This is a genomic window from Cellvibrio japonicus Ueda107, from assembly GCF_000019225.1.
In the GTDB taxonomy this organism is placed as follows: Bacteria; Pseudomonadota; Gammaproteobacteria; order Pseudomonadales; family Cellvibrionaceae; genus Cellvibrio; species Cellvibrio japonicus.
The window spans coordinates 959,388-977,196 of record NC_010995.1 but is presented as its reverse complement, the minus strand read 5'-3'; the positions used below and the strand labels follow the sequence as shown (position 1 = coordinate 977,196).

At 46.3% G+C, this 17,809-nt stretch carries 15 protein-coding genes and 1 pseudogene; 10 read left to right on the top strand and 6 right to left on the bottom strand.

Going from position 1 to position 17,809, the window contains the following annotated elements; all coding sequences use genetic code 11:
* Positions 1-6: 6 nt before the first annotated feature.
* The 4 genes and pseudogenes from CJA_RS04085 (at position 7) to CJA_RS04060 (ending at position 4,529) form a co-directional block, all read left to right on the top strand.
* Complete coding sequence (locus CJA_RS04085; RefSeq protein ID WP_083766825.1) at positions 7-990, top strand: RHS repeat-associated core domain-containing protein; 984 nt, start codon at positions 7-9, stop codon at positions 988-990.
* A gap of 986 nt (positions 991-1,976) precedes the next feature.
* Positions 1,977-2,267 (top strand): annotated as a pseudogene (locus CJA_RS18970) (hypothetical protein); the annotation flags it as partial.
* Entirely contained in the window at positions 2,267-2,908 is a 642-nt protein-coding gene (locus CJA_RS04075) for a hypothetical protein (RefSeq protein ID WP_012486485.1), read from the top strand. The pseudogene CJA_RS18970 and the gene CJA_RS04075, both read left to right, overlap by 1 nt.
* Before the next feature lie 512 nt (positions 2,909-3,420).
* A protein-coding gene (locus CJA_RS04060; RefSeq protein ID WP_085953150.1) for an IS3 family transposase occupies positions 3,421-4,529 on the top strand; the annotation gives its coding sequence in 2 pieces (ribosomal slippage) (positions 3,421-3,673 and positions 3,673-4,529; 1,110 coding nt in all).
* Between the two features lie 206 nt (positions 4,530-4,735).
* Here the strand turns inward: CJA_RS04060 and CJA_RS04055 are convergent.
* From CJA_RS04055 to CJA_RS04030, 6 genes are all read right to left on the bottom strand, one after another.
* Complete coding sequence (locus tag CJA_RS04055) at positions 4,736-5,119, bottom strand: helix-turn-helix domain-containing protein (protein ID WP_012486482.1); 384 nt, start codon at positions 5,117-5,119, stop codon at positions 4,736-4,738.
* A gap of 17 nt (positions 5,120-5,136) precedes the next feature.
* Complete coding sequence (locus tag CJA_RS04050) at positions 5,137-5,439, bottom strand: type II toxin-antitoxin system HigB family toxin (RefSeq protein WP_041551057.1); 303 nt, start codon at positions 5,437-5,439, stop codon at positions 5,137-5,139.
* 146 nt (positions 5,440-5,585) lie between these two features.
* A complete protein-coding gene (locus CJA_RS04045) occupies positions 5,586-7,493 on the bottom strand; it encodes an RICIN domain-containing protein (protein ID WP_148208799.1) in 1,908 nt (635 codons plus the stop codon).
* Between the two features lie 163 nt (positions 7,494-7,656).
* A complete protein-coding gene (locus CJA_RS04040; protein WP_012486479.1) occupies positions 7,657-9,579 on the bottom strand; it encodes a family 43 glycosylhydrolase in 1,923 nt (640 codons plus the stop codon).
* 62 nt (positions 9,580-9,641) lie between these two features.
* The gene (locus CJA_RS04035; RefSeq protein WP_012486478.1) at positions 9,642-11,582 is read right to left on the bottom strand and encodes a glycoside hydrolase family 97 protein; all 1,941 of its coding nucleotides are present in this window, start codon (positions 11,580-11,582) and stop codon (positions 9,642-9,644) included.
* 104 nt (positions 11,583-11,686) lie between these two features.
* A complete protein-coding gene (locus CJA_RS04030; protein WP_012486477.1) occupies positions 11,687-13,051 on the bottom strand; it encodes a family 43 glycosylhydrolase in 1,365 nt (454 codons plus the stop codon).
* Positions 13,052-13,480: 429 nt separating this feature from the next.
* Between CJA_RS04030 and CJA_RS04025 the strand changes: the two genes are divergently transcribed.
* The 6 genes from CJA_RS04025 to CJA_RS04000 all read left to right on the top strand — a co-directional run bounded on the left by CJA_RS04025 (position 13,481) and on the right by CJA_RS04000 (position 17,746).
* Complete coding sequence (locus tag CJA_RS04025) at positions 13,481-14,284, top strand: hypothetical protein (RefSeq protein ID WP_012486476.1); 804 nt, start codon at positions 13,481-13,483, stop codon at positions 14,282-14,284.
* Between the two features lie 154 nt (positions 14,285-14,438).
* Positions 14,439-15,332: a hypothetical protein gene (locus CJA_RS04020; protein WP_041551055.1), complete on the top strand. Its 894-nt coding sequence runs from the start codon at positions 14,439-14,441 to the stop codon at positions 15,330-15,332.
* A 116-nt stretch (positions 15,333-15,448) separates the two neighbouring features.
* Entirely contained in the window at positions 15,449-16,027 is a 579-nt protein-coding gene (locus tag CJA_RS04015) for a hypothetical protein (protein ID WP_041551053.1), read from the top strand.
* A 142-nt stretch (positions 16,028-16,169) separates the two neighbouring features.
* Positions 16,170-16,718, top strand: a complete 549-nt coding sequence (locus tag CJA_RS04010) for a hypothetical protein (RefSeq protein WP_041551051.1) — start codon at positions 16,170-16,172, stop codon at positions 16,716-16,718.
* 146 nt (positions 16,719-16,864) lie between these two features.
* The gene (locus CJA_RS04005; RefSeq protein ID WP_012486473.1) at positions 16,865-17,197 is read left to right on the top strand and encodes a hypothetical protein; all 333 of its coding nucleotides are present in this window, start codon (positions 16,865-16,867) and stop codon (positions 17,195-17,197) included.
* Positions 17,198-17,314: 117 nt separating this feature from the next.
* On the top strand, positions 17,315-17,746 hold the full coding sequence (locus CJA_RS04000) for a hypothetical protein (RefSeq protein WP_041551049.1): 432 nt from the start codon (positions 17,315-17,317) through the stop codon (positions 17,744-17,746).
* Positions 17,747-17,809 lie beyond the last annotated feature (63 nt).

The following is a 17,809-nucleotide window of genomic DNA, read 5'->3' as shown; positions in this document are numbered from 1 at the left end:
GGGGTTATCACCCAATTTTTATACGATGGCGATGCACTGATTGCCGAATACTCATCAACAGGTTCACTGCTCAGGTCCTACCTGCACGGCTCGCGGGTGGACAACCCGGTGGTGTGGTATGAAGGCAGCAGCGCGTCCAGCACCAACCGCCGCTATCTGCACAATGACCATCAGGGTTCCATTATTGCCGTCAGCAATCCGGCCAACAGCGTAATCAAAGCCAATACTTACGACACTTACGGAATACCACACGCCAATAATCTGGGCAGGTTCTCTTACACCGGGCAACTCTATTTATCGGAGATAGGATTGCATTACTATAAGGCGCGGATTTATTCGGCGCAGTTAGGGAGATTCTTGCAAACCGACCCCATCGGGTATGAGGATCAGATCAATCTGTATGCCTACGTTCATAACGACCCTGTTAATTACACTGATCCCACAGGTGAATTTGGGATATTTGGTGCGGCTATTGGAATTGGATTTGAAATTATTTCTCAAGCAAGTAAAGGTGATCTGGGCTTTAACGCTAACAGTATGAGCAAAATTGCAATAGCAGGTGCCGTGGGTGCTGTTACTGGGGGGATTGGTGGTCGTTTAGCGACCCAGGCACTGCAAGGAACCATATCAGCTTCAAAAGCAGTGGCAACCACGGCAGCGGTAGGCGGCACAGCCAATGGTGTTGGTACTGTTGCATCGAATGCAATAGATGGTAAAGCGACTACTGCAACAGAGGCAGCAGTTGTCGTGGCTGGTGGTGCAGCAGGTGCTGGGGCGGGAGCAAAGATTGCCAATCAGGTTGCTTCCAAATTAGATAACCTTGGTAAGTCCAGTGGTCTTGGTCAACACATTTCGGATACTACAAGAGCTTCATATGGTGGTGGTGCTGGCGAAGCTGGTACTACTATTGGACAGAACATAGGGACTACTGCTATAGATGCAGCCTCTACAACAATTCAAAAAGAATTAAACGAAAGGTTATCAAATTAAAATGAAATCGCTCATATTATTTCTAATATTACAAGAGTTTTACTACGGAATTTTAACTGCGATATTTGGTGTATCAATGTGGGTTTTGCACGGTTACGATAGTGGTCTAAAAGCAACTATTTACTGCTTTATATTTTTACAATTTGTGATTTTTTGGATAAACCGAAAAGTCATTAAAGATGTATTATTTCCAAAGATAAAAGATAAAAGATAAATTTCCTAGTTATCTTTTTATTAAGCCCTGATATTGCAAATGCAACAGGGCTCTTCTGGAGAAGCACTATAAGCTAAATGCCAAGGGTGTTATCACCCAGATACATTGATTACGGAATATTCCTCAACAGACTCACTGCTCAGGTCCTACCTGCACGGCTCGCGGGTAGACAACCCGGTTGTCTGGTATGAAGGCAGCAGCGCGTCCAGCACCAACCGCCGCTATCTGCACAATGACCATCAGGGTTCCATTATTGCCGTGAGCAATCCGGCCAACAGCGTAATCAAAGCCAATACTTACGACACTTACGGAATATCAACCCGGTCATCAGCGAAATTAAGACAAGGAGAACAAGACGTCATAGGAGAATCTGTATCAGCCAAGATAAATTGGCAAGAAAATTCAGAATGTTAATAGTATCATTTTTATGGTATTGATTTTTTGGAAGGACTATTTTCATTGTATTTAAAACAGGAGTTCTTCACTCTGCTTATGGTGAAACAATGACTATGCGAAAGAGTGAAGGAGCAATTGGCTTTTATTTAATTTCATTTTTATATGTGGCCATCTGGATATGGATGACCTACCTATTAATCACCGGAGTAAGCATCTTTTTCTAAGATTGAAAAAGCCCCGATCAACCATGTTGCCTGTGGCTTTTTTATGAACGGCCGAGCGAGTTTATTACTCCACAGTTAGTACATCAACTGAGGCAGCTGCAAAAGCAGCTTACACAAAAACGCACGGAAACAGTAAGCTTAGCAAGAAGCCCCAGCACCGTTACGAAATTCGTGATAAAACGACAGGTGACGTGAAGAAAAAAGGTATTAGTGGACAAAAGCTGAATAAAGATGGCAGCTCTCCAAGAGCAAACTCTCAAGTGAATGCTCAGAATAAAACAGAAAACACAGACAAATATGAGGCCTCGGTGAAAGAGACAAATATTCCTGGTCGTGAAGCAGCACTTAATAGTGAGCAGGCGGCAACCAATCAATTAAAAGCAGATGGACACTCATTGCGGTTGCAATGTCGCCCTAAACCAGAACAATCCGGAGGTTGCTGATGTCACGTATTTTTAAAGAAATAGATTTATGTGCAAAAAGACCTCTAGCTGGAAATGATAAAAAAATTGAATATATGTCCAGAGTAGTTTGTGCCCTTTTTGTAAAAGGAATGCCCAAAACTAAAACCGAAGAATTTTGGAAACTATCTATTAGATTTAATGATTCAGACAATTCAGGAAATAATAAAATTCTATTAGGCGTTTTAGTTGTTAATCATAATTTTCCAGCAGATGACTTTTTGTCGTGGCCAAATGAAAAGCAACAGCACTTTATGCTGGATTTTGTTTCCAGCGCAGTTCATCATGCCTTTATTGCACGGGGCATGGATGTCTCATTCATAGAAACCGCACGAAAATATGTGGAAAATCATAATTTCCTGAATGTATTTGAAGGAAAGCTACAGGCAAGCCCTTTTGAAAACACCAAAGCCAGAATCGTTTGTGAGCAGGAAATGCAGGAGGCACGAATCTATATGCAAATTGGAAGAGGAAAATCCTTAGAAAAGTATCTTATAGATCGATGTGCGCCTGATGAGTTCCATATTCAAATTTACTTTGGCCGTATCGATTGGGTAAGCCAGGAAAAATTAGTACTAAATATGATTGGCAACAGAAAAATAGAGGTAATTCGTGAGACCTAATTAAATGAAATTACGGATCCCCAATGAAACACCACGCATTTATAACCTAGACAGGCTTTATTGCAAATAAAAATAATCCATGAAAAAAATAATTAATTACTTTATATCAACAACTGGCGGAAATTTTGTATGGCAGCACATTAACAGGGATGCTATACAAAATTACCTCTTATACAGCTCTGTGCTTGCCTTGATAGCAGTATTTTTATCAATCTTCATTTCTCAAGTATTTTATTTAATTTTTTTCCTTTTACTTTCGTGTTTTCTTCTTATCACTGGGATTTCCGCTTTCCATATCGACGCAGTTAAAAACTACATTTTAAAACCCGGGTCAACAACCGAGGATGCAAAATACACCCTGTTTTTCTTTATTTATATTGGTGCTAGTGGTCTTATTATAACCATATACACCCTGCTCAAAGGGCCAGTTATTAAGATATAGCTGTCCACTTCCCCTATCCTGAGACAGACATAACTGGAGTTTTCTGAGAATATTACCTCAGGAGGCCACTATGAAAAAATCACGATTCACCGAAACCCAAATATTCAGCATTCTCAAAGAAGTGGATGCTGGCATGAAAGTAGAAACCGTGTGCCGTAAGCATGGCATTAGCAACGCGACCTACTACAACTGGAAGTCAAAATATGGCGGTATGGACACCTCAGAGCTTAAACGCATGCGCGAGCTTGAAGAGGAAAACGCCAAACTGAAAAAGATGTTTGCTGACGTCAGCCTTCAAAACCAGGCCATGAAGGAGTTGTTTGCAAAAAAGGGTTGGTGACAGCAGAAAAGAAAACCTGCGCACAGGCTTTGGTTGAGCACGGCATTGATATTGCCAGTGCGTGCAAGCTGGCTGATCTCAGTCGAGCCAGTTACTACCGCCCTGAACGCGACTGGCGTAAATGCGATGCTGCTGTCATTGATGCGATTAACAACGAATTGAAACGTTCACCGCAAGCGGGTTTTTGGAAATGTTACGGGAGAATTCGCCACAAAGGTTATCCGTTCAATCACAAGCGCGTATATCGTGTGTATTGCCAGATGGGTCTGAACTTGAAACGTCGGGTCAAGCGCGTTTTACCCAGGCGGATTGTTCAACCGTTGGCTGTTGTTGCACAAGCTAATCATCAATGGGCGTTGGATTTTATGCACGATAGTTTGTATTGCGGCAAACGCTTTCGCACATTGAATGTATTGGATGAAGGAACTCGTGAGTGTTTAGCCATTGAAGTGGATACCTCCTTGCCCGCTGAGCGGGTGGTTCGAGCGCTGGAGCAGATCAAGGTTGAGCGTGGACTACCCACACAGTTACGTGTTGATAATGGACCTGAACTGATATCAGCGAGGCTGACTGATTGGTGTGAGGAAAACGGTATTAGGCTTGTTTATATCGAACCGGGCAAGCCGCAACAGAATGGTTTTGTTGAGCGATTCAACGGTTCTTTCCGGCGAGAGTTTTTAAATGCTTATTTATTTGAATCATTAACGCAAGTGCGGGAAATGGCGTGGTTCTGGCGAATGGATTACAACGAAGAGCGAACTCACGAAAGTCTTGGTCATTTACCGCCAGCCGCGTACCGAGCAAAACTGGAAAACTCCAGTTTAGAGATGTCTCATTAATGGGGGAGTGGACATAGCCACATATGAGGAAATAGGGAGATAATATATTGTCAAAGAATGATTTTATTGTTGTGTCAAAATCCATGTAATTTTCATCTTATTTTGTGTAATAAGCGATTTAAGGAATAGCCAAAAATAGCTTTAGTTCTGAATAATCTTTCTTCCCTGAGGACATTATGAAACTAAGTAGAAAAATGATTTCGCATCTAATTCAAGGCCTGATTTCGTAGTGTTGCCGGCGGCTTTATGAGCGATTCAGCAGGAATACCTAACTCTCTATTTAGTTTCCAAATCATTTTCAATGTTAATGAACGCTTATGAGTAAGCACTTCATAGACCCGATTGCTTTTTCCGATCATGGGCTCAAGGTCTTTAACCGTTAATCCCTTGCGCTCCATTTCAAATTTAATTGCTTCGACCGGGTCAGGTAAATCCATTGGAAAGTGTTTTGTCTCATAGGCTTCCACCAACGTAACCAATACGTCCAGTTTTTCGCCTTCCGGCGAATCGAACTCCACCATCATCAGATTTTCTATTTCTTTCAACGCCGCACGATAATCGGCATCAGTCCTAATTGGCTTAATGTCCATAGTGGGCTACCTCAACATTAAATGGTTTGCACATCAATTTTGTCATATTCAGCGTGAGTACTAATAAAGCGTATATAAATCACACGGTATGGATAGTTAGTCCACACAACTAATCGATATTTGTTGCCTGCAATGTTAAATACGACCCGCCCATCCTTGAGGATACTGGCACTCCTAAAATCCTGTTTAACATCGGCAGGTGATGTCCAATCTGCTTTTAACACATGGCGATACCACACCAGGCACGGTTCTGTCGAGTCAGCAAAGGCAGGATTGGTTTCCCAAAATGACGTTAATGTGGATAAAGCAATTATTCTCATAGCTTCAGGGCAGTCCCATTTTGGGACTATTGCAACACACCACAAACCTGGAGACAGGTGAGAAGTTCCAGTAACACCTAAACAGACAGATTCAAAGCCACCGGACACACAGCCCCGGTGGCTTTGAACACATAAAAAGCGTTTACTTAATTAGCCGCACGCAAACTGAATTTCTGGCACAGGTTATTGAGCCAGGTGTATTGGTTTAGGGTTGCGCCATTGGCGATGGAGCAATTCATAATATCCAGCGATAACCCCGAGTGGCGTGCGGTAAAGCGCAGGGTGCCATCCGCTTGCGGCAAGAGTCGCCATTGTGCGGCGTTGCCGCTGCAACTGCCTTGTACCAGGCTCGTGCCTGCGCTGGTTGATGAGCCGCTTACCTGCATACAGGCGCTGCTGTTGTGCAAGGGTTTCACCTGATAATAACCATTATCCGTGTGCGTAAACGTCCACTTCTGGCAATTGGTGTCCAGCCACTCGTACTGGTTTAATACCAGATTACTCGCACTGGAACAGTTGGGCACTTCTACTGCCTTGCCACTTTGCGCGCTCACAATAGCTACCGTGCCTACCGGTTGTATACGCCACTCCTGGCAGGCGTTGCTTAACCAACTCCACTGCTGCACGGCAGTGTTTTCACTAACACCACAATAGGCCGCATCCAGGACTTTATTGCTGTTGCGATTGGTCAGGCGCAACCAGCCATCACTGGTCGTATCAAGTGACCACTGCTGGCAGGTATTATTCAACCAGGGCCACTGGTTACTGGCCGCGCCATCACTGCCGCTGCAATTACCGATTTCCAAAAACTGCCCGGAATTGCTATTGGATAAACGATAAAAACCACTGGCGGCATAATCCAACACCCATTGGCTGGAACTGGCGGAACAATTGCGCAATACCGCCGCTGCACCACCCGAGGTGGAATTGCTATTAATACCCAGGCATAAGCCACTGTTGCGATTGACCAATTGTACAGTCGCACCGCGCACCACAGTGGTGAGTGGCCCATTATCGCCCGAGGGCACGGCTATGGCTGTCGAGGTCGCAACCGGACTGCCGAAATTAGGCGTGCCATTGCTATTCCAGGTAAATTTTTGTGCGCGTAAAGAGCGGGTATCGCCACAACCTTGCGAGGCCGATGCGTTGGCATGATAGGCAATCCAATTCTCTGTACCGTCTGGCGAGGTAAAGAAACCATTATGGCCGGGGCCATAGACACCATTGGCTTGCTGGAATACCGGTGCAGTGGTTTTAGCCCAGGAGGATGCCAGGAGTGGATTGGTGCCAGTTAATTCCAACTGTCCCAACTTGTAATCCGCCGTGCTGCACGAACTGGCTGAATAGATCACAAAGGTACGACCGTTGCGCTTTAACACCACAGGCGCTTCGTTGACATTAGCCCCCACCAATTCCCAGGAATAGGCTGGTGAAGCAATGGCCACCCTGGAGCCCGTTACCGTCCAGGGATTACTCATCGCCTGGATAAACAAGGTTTGGTAAGCCCCCTGCCATTCCGACCAGAGCAAATACAAACTGCCGTTGTGCTCCAGGTAGGTGCCATCAATATTCCAGGTAGAACTCATGGGCGTACCGCGATAGCGATAAGGCCCCATGGGATCATCCCCTTCACTTTCCAATACATGGTTGCGCTGGCCGCCCAGGTCACCGCTGATTCCCGCCGTGTAGATAATGTACCAGCGCCAACCACTGGGGCCATTTAAGCGATGCATTTCAAATGCCCAGAAATTACAGCAGCGCGAGGCTGTGGTATCCGACCAGATATAGGTCGGTGTTGCACTGGCAAGCCCCGCCAGGGTGGGCGATTTGCGCATGGCAATTTGCGATGTCCAGGTGGTCGTCAGCGCGTAGTAATTGCCCTGGTAAAACTGCACCCAGGGATCGGCGCCATTGGCAAAGAGTGGATTATTAAAGGTTGTCTGTGCATGCCCCAAGAGCGGAAATAACACACACAACAACACCAAAGCCCTGCGCAGGGCCGAAAAAAAGACAGCGTCCATAGTGAATTCCTGTTTATTGTTAATGAACGACATGGCCGAAGCCACACGCACAACATCCTGTTGCTACACCTCAAACACCGGGCAAGGTACCCGATGAATACTTCTGTCGTGGATGGTTATTGTTGTTATTAAAATAGCGTTATTAAAAAAGGAGTGAGCCGAAGCTCACTCAACTGGGGGACACAAAACGGGGAAATCAGGGAATGGTTTTTAATTGGAATTTTTGGCAGTGAATATTGAACCACTGGCTTTGTGCAATATTGGTATGGTTGGCAACACCACAATTGGCAAGGTCGAGCACCAACTGGCTTTTGCGGTTGCGAATAGCTGTGGTGCCGTCGTTCAGGTAATCAATACTCCACTGGCTGTGATTACCCTCGCAGTTACCCATCTCCACATTCATACCGGGCACAATCGACGCCCTGTTCACGGTCATACAGGTGTTGGTATTGGCGCTGGATTGCAGTTGATAAAAGCCGTCCTGGGTCGATACAAATTGCCAGCGCTGGCAGGCGCGCTTATGCCATTCATCCTGTTCCACATTGGCACCAGCCACTGCACTGCAATCCGCCGCAGTCAGCGCTTTACCGCTCTGCGCACTTAACAGTGCAACATCGCCCACCGGCTGGATACGCCACTGCGCACAGCTCGCCTTTACCGGATCGAGCTGCGGAATATCTTCAATATCCTTGATTTTTTCGACAGGTGCCGGCTCGACACAGGCCGCCAGTTGCAACAGTGCTTGCGATTGTGCATTGGCAAGGCTGATCCAGCCATCGCGCTCCTGGGCAATGTGCCACTGCTGGCACTGCTGGTTTAACCAGGGTGATAGCTGCAAGCCTTTATCCGCATCGCAAGCACCGCTTAAAAATTCACCCTGGGACGTCACCAGGCGATAGCGGCCTGCAGTGGTGTAATCCAATGTCCAGGGCTGCGCCTGTGCACAATCGGCCTGGCGTGCGCCCTCGGCATCCACCACCAGGCATTGTCCATCGGCTTTATTGACCAGTTGTACCTGGGTGCCCTGCACCTTTGTCACCAGCGGGCCATTCTCGCCCGAAGGTGCTTGCACCGGAACACCGCTGGCAACTGGCTCGCCAAAGAAGGGCAAGTCATCGTCTGTCCAGGTAAATTGTTGCGCGCGCAGTGAACGGGTAGAGGTACAGCCCTCTTGCTCGCTGGCATTGCCGTGATAAATCAACCAGTCTTCCGTACCATCCGGCGATTTGAAAAAACCATTATGGCCAGGCCCATACACACCGTTGGCGCGACTGAAGAAGGGCTGGTCAAATTTATGCCAGGAATCCGGTTTTAACGGATCGTCGCCGACCAATTCAATCACGCCCAGTTTGTAATCCGGTGTATTACAAAAACTGGCGGAATACACCATAAAGGTGCGGTTATTGCGCTTGATTATCTCCGGCCCTTCGTTGACTTTCATACCGGATTTTTCCCACTCGTACTCCGGTTTTGCAATCAACACCCGCTCGCCGGTGATGGTCCAGGGATTCACCATCCTGGCGATAAAGATGGATTGCTCATCGCCCACCCATTCAGACCAGAGCAAATACAACTGGCCGTTGTGCTCCAGGTAATTGCCATCGATATTCCAGCTGTCCGGCATAGGCGACCCTTTATAGGTATAGGGCCCCATGGGGTCATCGCCTTCACTCTCAATCACACTCAAATGCTGGCGATCAAAGTTTTCGGCAATACCGGAGGTATACATCACATACCAGCGATAACCTTTTTCGGTTTTCAGGCGATGGAATTCAAACGCCCAAAAATTACAGCAGCGCTCCAACTCACTTTCGGACCAGATATACACCGGTGTCGCATTCGCCAAACCGGCGAGTGTCGGCGATTTGCGCATCACCAGTTGCGAAGTCCAGGTCGTCGTTGTCAGATAATAATTGCCCTCAAAATATTCCAGCCAGGGGTCGGCGCCGTTGGGATAAATCGGGTTGGTAAATGTCTCCGCTGGCATGCCGGCGTTTGCGGCAGCAGGCGATGCATTATCGGCGGATGCAACCGCCGCATCGGCGGCCGCCGAACTTTTTTCCTTGCCACAACCCAGCAATAGGCCGGGTAGCAAGCAAAGCCATAGGTATTTTTTCATTGGTCTCTCTCCCACATACTCTCTTCGTTTTTGAATATTCTGTTTTTTTGGGTCTCGAATGGTTATTGCAATCGAATGACAAAACCGGCTGCCGGCTTGAGGGTGATCGTCAAGGGCTTGCGGCTATCCACAGCGGATTGCACAAAACGGCGCTCGCTGTCGCCACTGCCGATCAACACGCCCTGTTTGCCATCGGCAAACGACAAGTCCAAGGTCAGGGTTTTGCTCTCCGCTTCGGCGTTGACGCCTGCGATATACCAGGTATCACCCGCCTGGCGGGCAATCACCACATATTTGCCGGGAAAACCGTCCACAAAGCGGCTGCGATCCCATTGAACAGGAAGGGTTTGTAAAAAGTGTTTTACATAAGCCGGCACACTGGCCATACCCTCGGGAATTTCGGCAAAGTGCTGGATGCCGGAGAGGAACAACACCGACTGCGCCAATTCAAACGAGTTGTGGGTGCGGCGCTGGATATTGGGAATATCGCCGAACACCATCGGGGTAAAATCCATAGGGTCGAATACATTGCGCACAAAAGGCGCTATAGCGACCTGGGTAACGACTGCATCTTCATCGGCCTGGGTAAAGGTGGTGAATTCAAAACCGCGAATCGCTTCTACCGTCATCAGGTTGGGATAGGTGCGCTGCCATCCACGCGGCAAGGTGGCGCCGTGGAAATTCACCAGCAGGCCATGGGCAGCAGCATCGTTTAAAATATCCACGTAGTAGGCCATCATGGATTGGCCATCGCCACCGAAGAAATCAATCTTCACGCCCTTAACGCCTATCTGGCGCAAGCGCGCAAATTCTTTCTCGCGCTGGGCGTGGGTTAGCAGTTGGCTCTTGGGTGTGTAAGGTGTTTGGTTCCAAGCGCCCGCCGAGTTGTACCACACCAGGATGCCAATATTTTTGGTCGCGGCGTAATCCACCAGCTGCTGCAATTTTTCGTAGCCGATTTTGCGATCCCAATCGGCATCCACCAGGGTGTAATCCCAATGCATGTCAGCGGCATAATCGATAAAGGTTTTCTGTACCTCAAATACCGTGAAGTCATCTTTCAACAGCGCCCAGCTCCAGGACGCGTGACCGGGTTTGAGCAGGTCGCGCGGGAAATTGACGGCCGGTGCCGCCAGGTCGGTACCCAGGGTTGAATCGATCACCTGTGCCAAATCGCCAATGGCGAGCAGGCGCCAGGGCGATACCAAGGCATCCTGGGTGTGTGCCAGCAGTGCGCCATCGGTAAAAACTTCTGCGGCTTGCGGAATATCCAATGTGTATTTACCACCGGGCGATTGATCGTGCAGGCGCGAGCCATGCCAGCTGCCGTCCATACCCACTTCGGAAATCAGTACCCAGTGTTTTCCGGTCTGGAATAAACCGGGAAATACCCAGCCAGCCCCCAGGGTCGATGCGGTGCCTACCGGAATCCCCATTTGGTAATGTTCTTCATAGGAGGGATTGGTATTGCTCCAGCCGGTTTGCGCTACCGACATGGGCTGCAACCAGGCTTTGCTGTCCGGCGCAAACTGGAAGCTGGTCAATTCTTTCAAAAAATGTTTTTGGCCGGGAAAATCGACGCGATAGCGAAAAGCCACGCCATCGTCAGACACGCGAAAGGTCACCGCTAATCGCTGCTGCTGTGCATTGACCAGGGTCAGGGTTTGCTCATTGGCCTGGTAATCGATCCAGCGCTGTTTGCCCACCAGCATTTCATAGCGATCGCTCACCGGCGTAACCGCCGAGACGTCGACGATACTAAGATCGCGGGAGAAGTCCGCCTCCTGCAATTGCAACCCCAAATCCGATGCCAGGATCACCGCTTGCCCCTGGCGATGAATATCGTAGGCCAGGCGGTTGTCCGGGGTGAGATAAACCCGCACCTGCAACTGCCGGTCGGGACTGGTGAGCGGTGCAGGCAGATTTACACTACAGGCTGCCAGCACTGGCAATAACATCAGCACGCCGACCAGCCCCCACAGGCGATGGATTCTCTGCATCATGGTTTTACTCCTTTTTTGTCGTAGATCAGTTGTCGTTGGCAATGACATTGTTTTTATAGAACAGCAGCGCCCTGCTCTCGCAGGCGCTGCTGTGATGGGTCAACCTATTTCAAGCGTGTCAGCGTCCACTGCTGGTTGTTTGCCCCGGTCGCGGTCCACTGGATAATCTGGGCACCGTCGGCGGTACTGAAATTCAGTACATCGAGCGGTAAATTACTCAGCTGCGAACGAATGGTGTAATAGCCGCTGCTGCTGGTCAGGCTCCACTTTTGCCCGGTGCCGCCCCAGTAATCCCACTGGGCGATATTGGCACCTGCGGCGGTGGAAACCCCGTAGACATCCATACTTTTCAAGCTATTGGCATTGATCAGGCTGTAATAACCCGTGCCCTGGTTGATCAGGTACCACTGCTGTGCGCGGTAGTTATTCCAGGCCACCTGCTGGACCATGGCACCATTGGCGGTGGACTTGTCCGCAGGCATTAAATCTTTATTGCTGTGACGCGAGGTAATGCGGTACAAGCCATCGCTAACCCCGCCGCAACTGGCCACCGAGAAACTGCGCGTCAAGGTCGGCCAGCCATTGCTGTAGGTCATCTTCAACAAATCCAGCTTGGCTGCACCGTTGTCATTAAGATCGTAGTAATGGGTGGATACATAGTTACAGCCATCCTGCTTCAACACGCCAATATGGCCCGGCCCTTTATACTTGCCGTCCACATTGGGGAGGATGGTGCGCACATCAGTGTAAGGCCCATAGATAGACGTGGAGCGCGCCACCTGCACGTAATAGGTACTGCTGGCCCCCTGGCAACAGGCGCCGCGGTTGATAAACAGGTAGTAATAATCGCCGTTGCGTGTGATATAGGGCGCTTCGATATCGGCGTGATTACCGCCGTAAATCTTGGTCACACTGCCATTCAACTTACCGGTGGACTGGTTAATCTCTGCCAGGCCGATGCCGCCAAAGAAAGAGCCATAGCTCATATACACCTTGCCATCATGGTCGCGGTACAGCGCCGGATCAATCGCGTTGATCTCCGAGCCGCCACCAAATGATTCCACCACGATACCCAGGTCCTGCCAGCTGGGGCTGGTCAGCGACGCACTGCGCGCTACACCAATCGCCGACACCGAGGAGCCGAAGGTAGATACCGAATAGTAGAGGTAGAAATAGCCGTTCATGTGGATGATATCCGGCGCCCAGAAAGACCCGCTGAAATTGGGCACCTTGCTATAAATCCACGAGGGATAGGAACTGAATACCGGGCCGGGGCCGCCGGTCCAGGTCGTCAGGTTAGTCGAGGTGGAATACCAGATCCCGGTACCCGTGGTGAAGTGGAAATAGGTACTACCGTCTTTGGTAATCGTCCCCGGATCATGGGAATTTATCAGACCATTAAGGGTAATAGCCGAGGCCGCCACACTGCAAAACCACAGGCCGATACCGGCCAAAATACGCTTATACATAGTGTTTTACCTGTTCGTTATTGTTAGCAGGAAGGTTCGATGAATGACTTTTGTCTTAATATTATAAGACAATTAGAGTGTACCGGGAAAATGCGGGGATGCCAAGGTGATAAGGGAATCAGACGCCACCCGTATCCTGCTCACGGCCCGGCAGGATGGGGTGTGTAGGGTGGTAATCGGGTGTAATGGCAATCGAAACGACTTTTCGGCTACAAATCAACGGAGCACGTTAAGGCGTCAGATTAGGCTGGAAACTTTCCGGCTTTCATGCCTGAACCAAAAGGGTTCAGTGTTTCTAAATAATTGTAATGTATGGATTTTGTGGAAATGCTATAAAGTTACGCCCTAAACTTAGACGGAAGCTTTGCGGGTGTGAAACATAGAAATTTTCCGTCTAATAATATTGTTAGCCAGCAATATGGAGTATTTATGTCTTATAAAAAAATGGTTGCCATTTTTGTCGATGTGATTGGATATAAAAATATCACCGACTTCTCGACGAAGCATGAGCTTCATCGGCTTTTTCATGAAGAGGTAGCTATTCATGAACAGCGCCAGAAGGAAATATCTCATGTTATATATGATAGAAAGGTATTCGGATTTTCAGATTGTGCATATTTCTTCTTCTACTATAAAGATGGCATTCCAAATGAAAGAAAAAATGATATAAACCTTTCGTATATTGCTGCGTACAATGTTTCGCTAACCATTCTTAGATTAATGAGTAAAGGATTTCTTGCAAGAGGTGGCGTTTCATTTGGTGATGTATTTATTGATGAATTAGGTTTCTTCGGTCCCGCTGTAGAGCGCGCCCATGAAATTGAATCTAAGGAAGTTATTTTTCCAAGGCTTCAGTTCGATCAGGATTTAGGAAAGAATGTATTTGAATGGGAGCATGACCTTTCAACGAAAGATCCTGATTTAATCTCAATGTATACTGAAGTTCCTTTTGTGTCAGAGATTGAAAGAGATGCATACTTTGTTAACCCTTTCAACGTTTTACAAAGAAGTGGGCAATTCGTTGCTGGAACTGAGACTCTTACAATTGATGCTGTAAAGAACACGGTAATAGGAAAAATCGAAGCTGATTTGGAGAAATTTTCAACAGACCTTAGAGTTGTTGAAAAACTTGAATGGTTAAAAAAGTATGTTATAGAAAAGAAACAGCTTCTTAAGGAAGAAATTAAGCCTGATTCTTTTAGTTTTATGACTATATACAATCGCGGCGGCTAACAAGGCGCAGCAACTCGCACGCTTCGCGTGCTGGACAGTTTGCAAGCCGCGCTTTTTGCGGTTTTGCTGCGCAAAATTATCCCGCAACGCGCGCCTTGCAAACTGCCGTTGTGCTTAGCGTTAAATGTTCAACCATACAGACGCGAAGAAACGAATGAACGATATCATAGAAACTGCATTATCAGCTCTCTCTATTCAAGAGATCAAAGATAAAATATCCGATTTTGAGAGCTTGGATCCTCATTTACAGTACGAAGATGCTCTCGAGAAAATAATGAATGTCATCCTTTTTGAAGTCGGTGAACTTAAAGTATCGGCATTTAAAAGTGAAGCTCGGGAGTACAAGGAAGGTGGAATCTTTTATCGTGTCAGGAAGTTAAAACGAGAGATCTTAGTTTTGAAATACAGTGACTTTTGGGAAGCACCAAAGGAAGTGATTAAACGCGGAAGATTAAATAGGCCGATGGAGCAGCTTCTTTACATATCTCCTAAAGAATATTGCACTCCGATAAATGAAACTCATATCAAAGAAGGTGATCCATTTCTTCTTATTGCATATAAGGCCATATCTCCTATAAACGTGTTTGGTGTAGGTGTCGGCGGGAATTTTGAAGGTGGATTCACACCTGAAACAGAAAAGAAATTGGATATAATTTCTGACTTTATAAAAAGGAATTTTCTAAAAAATAGTGATACGGCATATATTCTTAGCAATGTTATTGGCCAAGAGATATGCAAATTTGACTACGATGGTTGGGTATACCCCTCCGTGGCTCATGAAGGAGGAGAGAATCTTTGCTTAAAATTATCATCCAAAGATAAGCTGGAAATTCAATCCGCCTATTTATGTGAGCTTGTCGATAAGAAAGTAAAATTTACTCATGCTATTAGAGTGGTTAATGAAATACACATATTTAACGATTGGGATAGTAATGATAGTGATGCTCGTAAAATATTAGATGGTTTGAAGGGCTTCAACAAACACAGTGGATCAGAAATTGAAACCAGAAATGATATAGGTTATCCAATAAATATCATTACCCCCTAGTGCATTTAACAAGGTGCGGCATTACGCCGCCGCGAGCGGCGGCCAGACGCTCGTAAACTCGCGCTCATGCGCACGTCGTTAGCTTAATCTGCACACTGTAGGGATATTAGAAGTATATGGCTCACTTTATTGAAATCGACGGAATCAGAGAAAAGCTTTATCTGCTAATCCAAATGGCACTTGCAGCGGAAAGCTTTACTTCACGTTATGGAATTGGAGTGGAAAATGCGGAACGGTTCATTTCTAAAGAGCAATACTGGCGGCATACAAAATCTACTGTAAGCAATTATTCTCTCGAAATAGCAGTCAAGCTGCGAAATGCCATAGAGCTTTTGGAATCTAACGGCATTAGTTTTACTCTAAACAGCTCCGTTCATATTTATAACTCAGGAATAAAAGCCGACGGAACTAAAGAGAAAAAGGACATAAAGTATATTTTCCATAAAATTATTCATGCAAAATCGTTTCAAATCGACGCTATTGGCTCATATGAAAAACATGAGAGTTTATTATGGTGGGCAGGAACTTTAACATTGTCTGGAACTGAACAAGGAAAGGCAGGTAAAGCCTGGTGTTTCTTTTTTAATATTCTTGAATGGTGCCAGGCCTCACTAGACTTCTTGACCCAAGTAGAAGTTAATCTGCAAAATATACAGCTTAACTCTGAAGACTTAGTTTTAAGAAAAATAAGCTAACAAAGTGTTGCAACCCGCACACTTCGTGCGCTGGACAGTTTGTAAGTCGCGGCTTTGTGGTTTTGCTGCGCAAAAGTAACCCACAAAACCACAACTTACAAACTGCCGTTGAGCACAACGTTACACGTTTTGAGGAGAGTCCGTGCAAAACCCAGGTGAAGAAATTGTAGGGGAATATTTAAAATACTTTCTGGGCTGTGACTTCGTTGAGTACAACTTGTACACTCCGGATGTTCAGGGGGAAATTGACGTTGTTGGTATAAATCCTAAAAATAGGATAGTTTACATATGCGAAGTTGCTACGCACCTTGTAACTGGACTTCAATATGTAAAAGAACGTCAACCTGACAACGTTGAACGTTTCACTAAAAAGTTTCGCAAAAACATTCAGTACGCAAATAAGTACTTCGAGGGTTATGAAAAGCATTTTATGCTGTGGTCGCCCATCGTCAAAAACCAAGGGGTAGGCGCAAAGAACAACCAAATGCGAGACATTGAAGAAATTCAAAATAATCTTCGCACTGAATTTGGCGTAGAGCTTGAACCAATTATCAATAAAGCATATCAAAATTGCTTATTGCAGTTACGAAAGTATGCAGCCATAGAAACAAAGGAGCTAAAGTCTCCAATTCTTAGGCTTATGCAAATAGAAGAAAAATTAGCTAAACATGTGGCCAATTCCAGCGTGTAACAAAGCGGGTTAAGTTCCTTCCGCTTCGCTCCACTGGACAGAATTTAAGTCGCGGCTTTGTGGTTTTGCTGCGCAAAAGTATTCCACAAAACCGCAACTTAAATTCTGCCGTTTACCGCGGCGGTATACACCACCAGGAGAGAAGAATGGAACTAAAAGAATTCATTGCTAGCACGTTAGGTGAAATCCAAGAAGGTGTGCAATTGGCAATTAATGAAACAATCAAGAATGGTGTAAATGGCGTTATCAACCCGAGCCGGGGTGGCACAAACAATATCAATGCTTCACTAATTCAAAACGTCAATTTTGACATTGCTGTCACCGTAGCTGATGAAGAGAAGGCCGGTGTAAAGGGTGGCATTAAAGTTGTGGGTATCTCGGTCGGCGGTGAGGATACTGCTACGTCAAAAACAAGCAGAGTAAGCCGAATACAGTTTTCAATTCCGGTTATACCTCCTGTAACAACGGTAAATGGCTAAATGTATAACAAAGCTGTCATAAGGGTTTTTAAGCTGCATTTTATGGCAAAAGTGCAACTTAAAAGCCACCGTTTATCGCGGCGTTAAGCTTTTCCAGAATAAAGAATTGGAGTAAACATGAACAACATGGAAATATTTAATCTTACCGTTGCTGACGTTTTTGGGCAGTGTTTCGAAAACTTTCCAGTAAGAATTGAAATCGACAGCTTGGAAATAGCCTATCGCATAGTCGAGCTATATGAAGAGCGCGAAATATTGGAGAGAACTGATCTCCTGACACGAGAATCAGAGGTTGTTTTTAATGCCATTAATTGGCTAATTGACTCTGGTTATTTGTGGTGCAATACAAGCACAGGAGATCTTGATTTTTTTGGTGTGGTGCTAACTCCAAAAGGCTTAGAGGTAATGAATTCAATTCCAGCATCCTTACAGAAAATAGAAAGTTTTGGTTCAATATTTAGTAAAGGTGTAAAAAAACTTGGGGCAGAAACCGCAATAGAGACTGTAAAAATTGCTTTGGCACTCGGAGTAAGCCAAATCAATGCTTAACAATCAAGCGGATCCTTGCGCGGAAAATCCAACGTACAAGGTCAATGGCGACTCTATTGTATG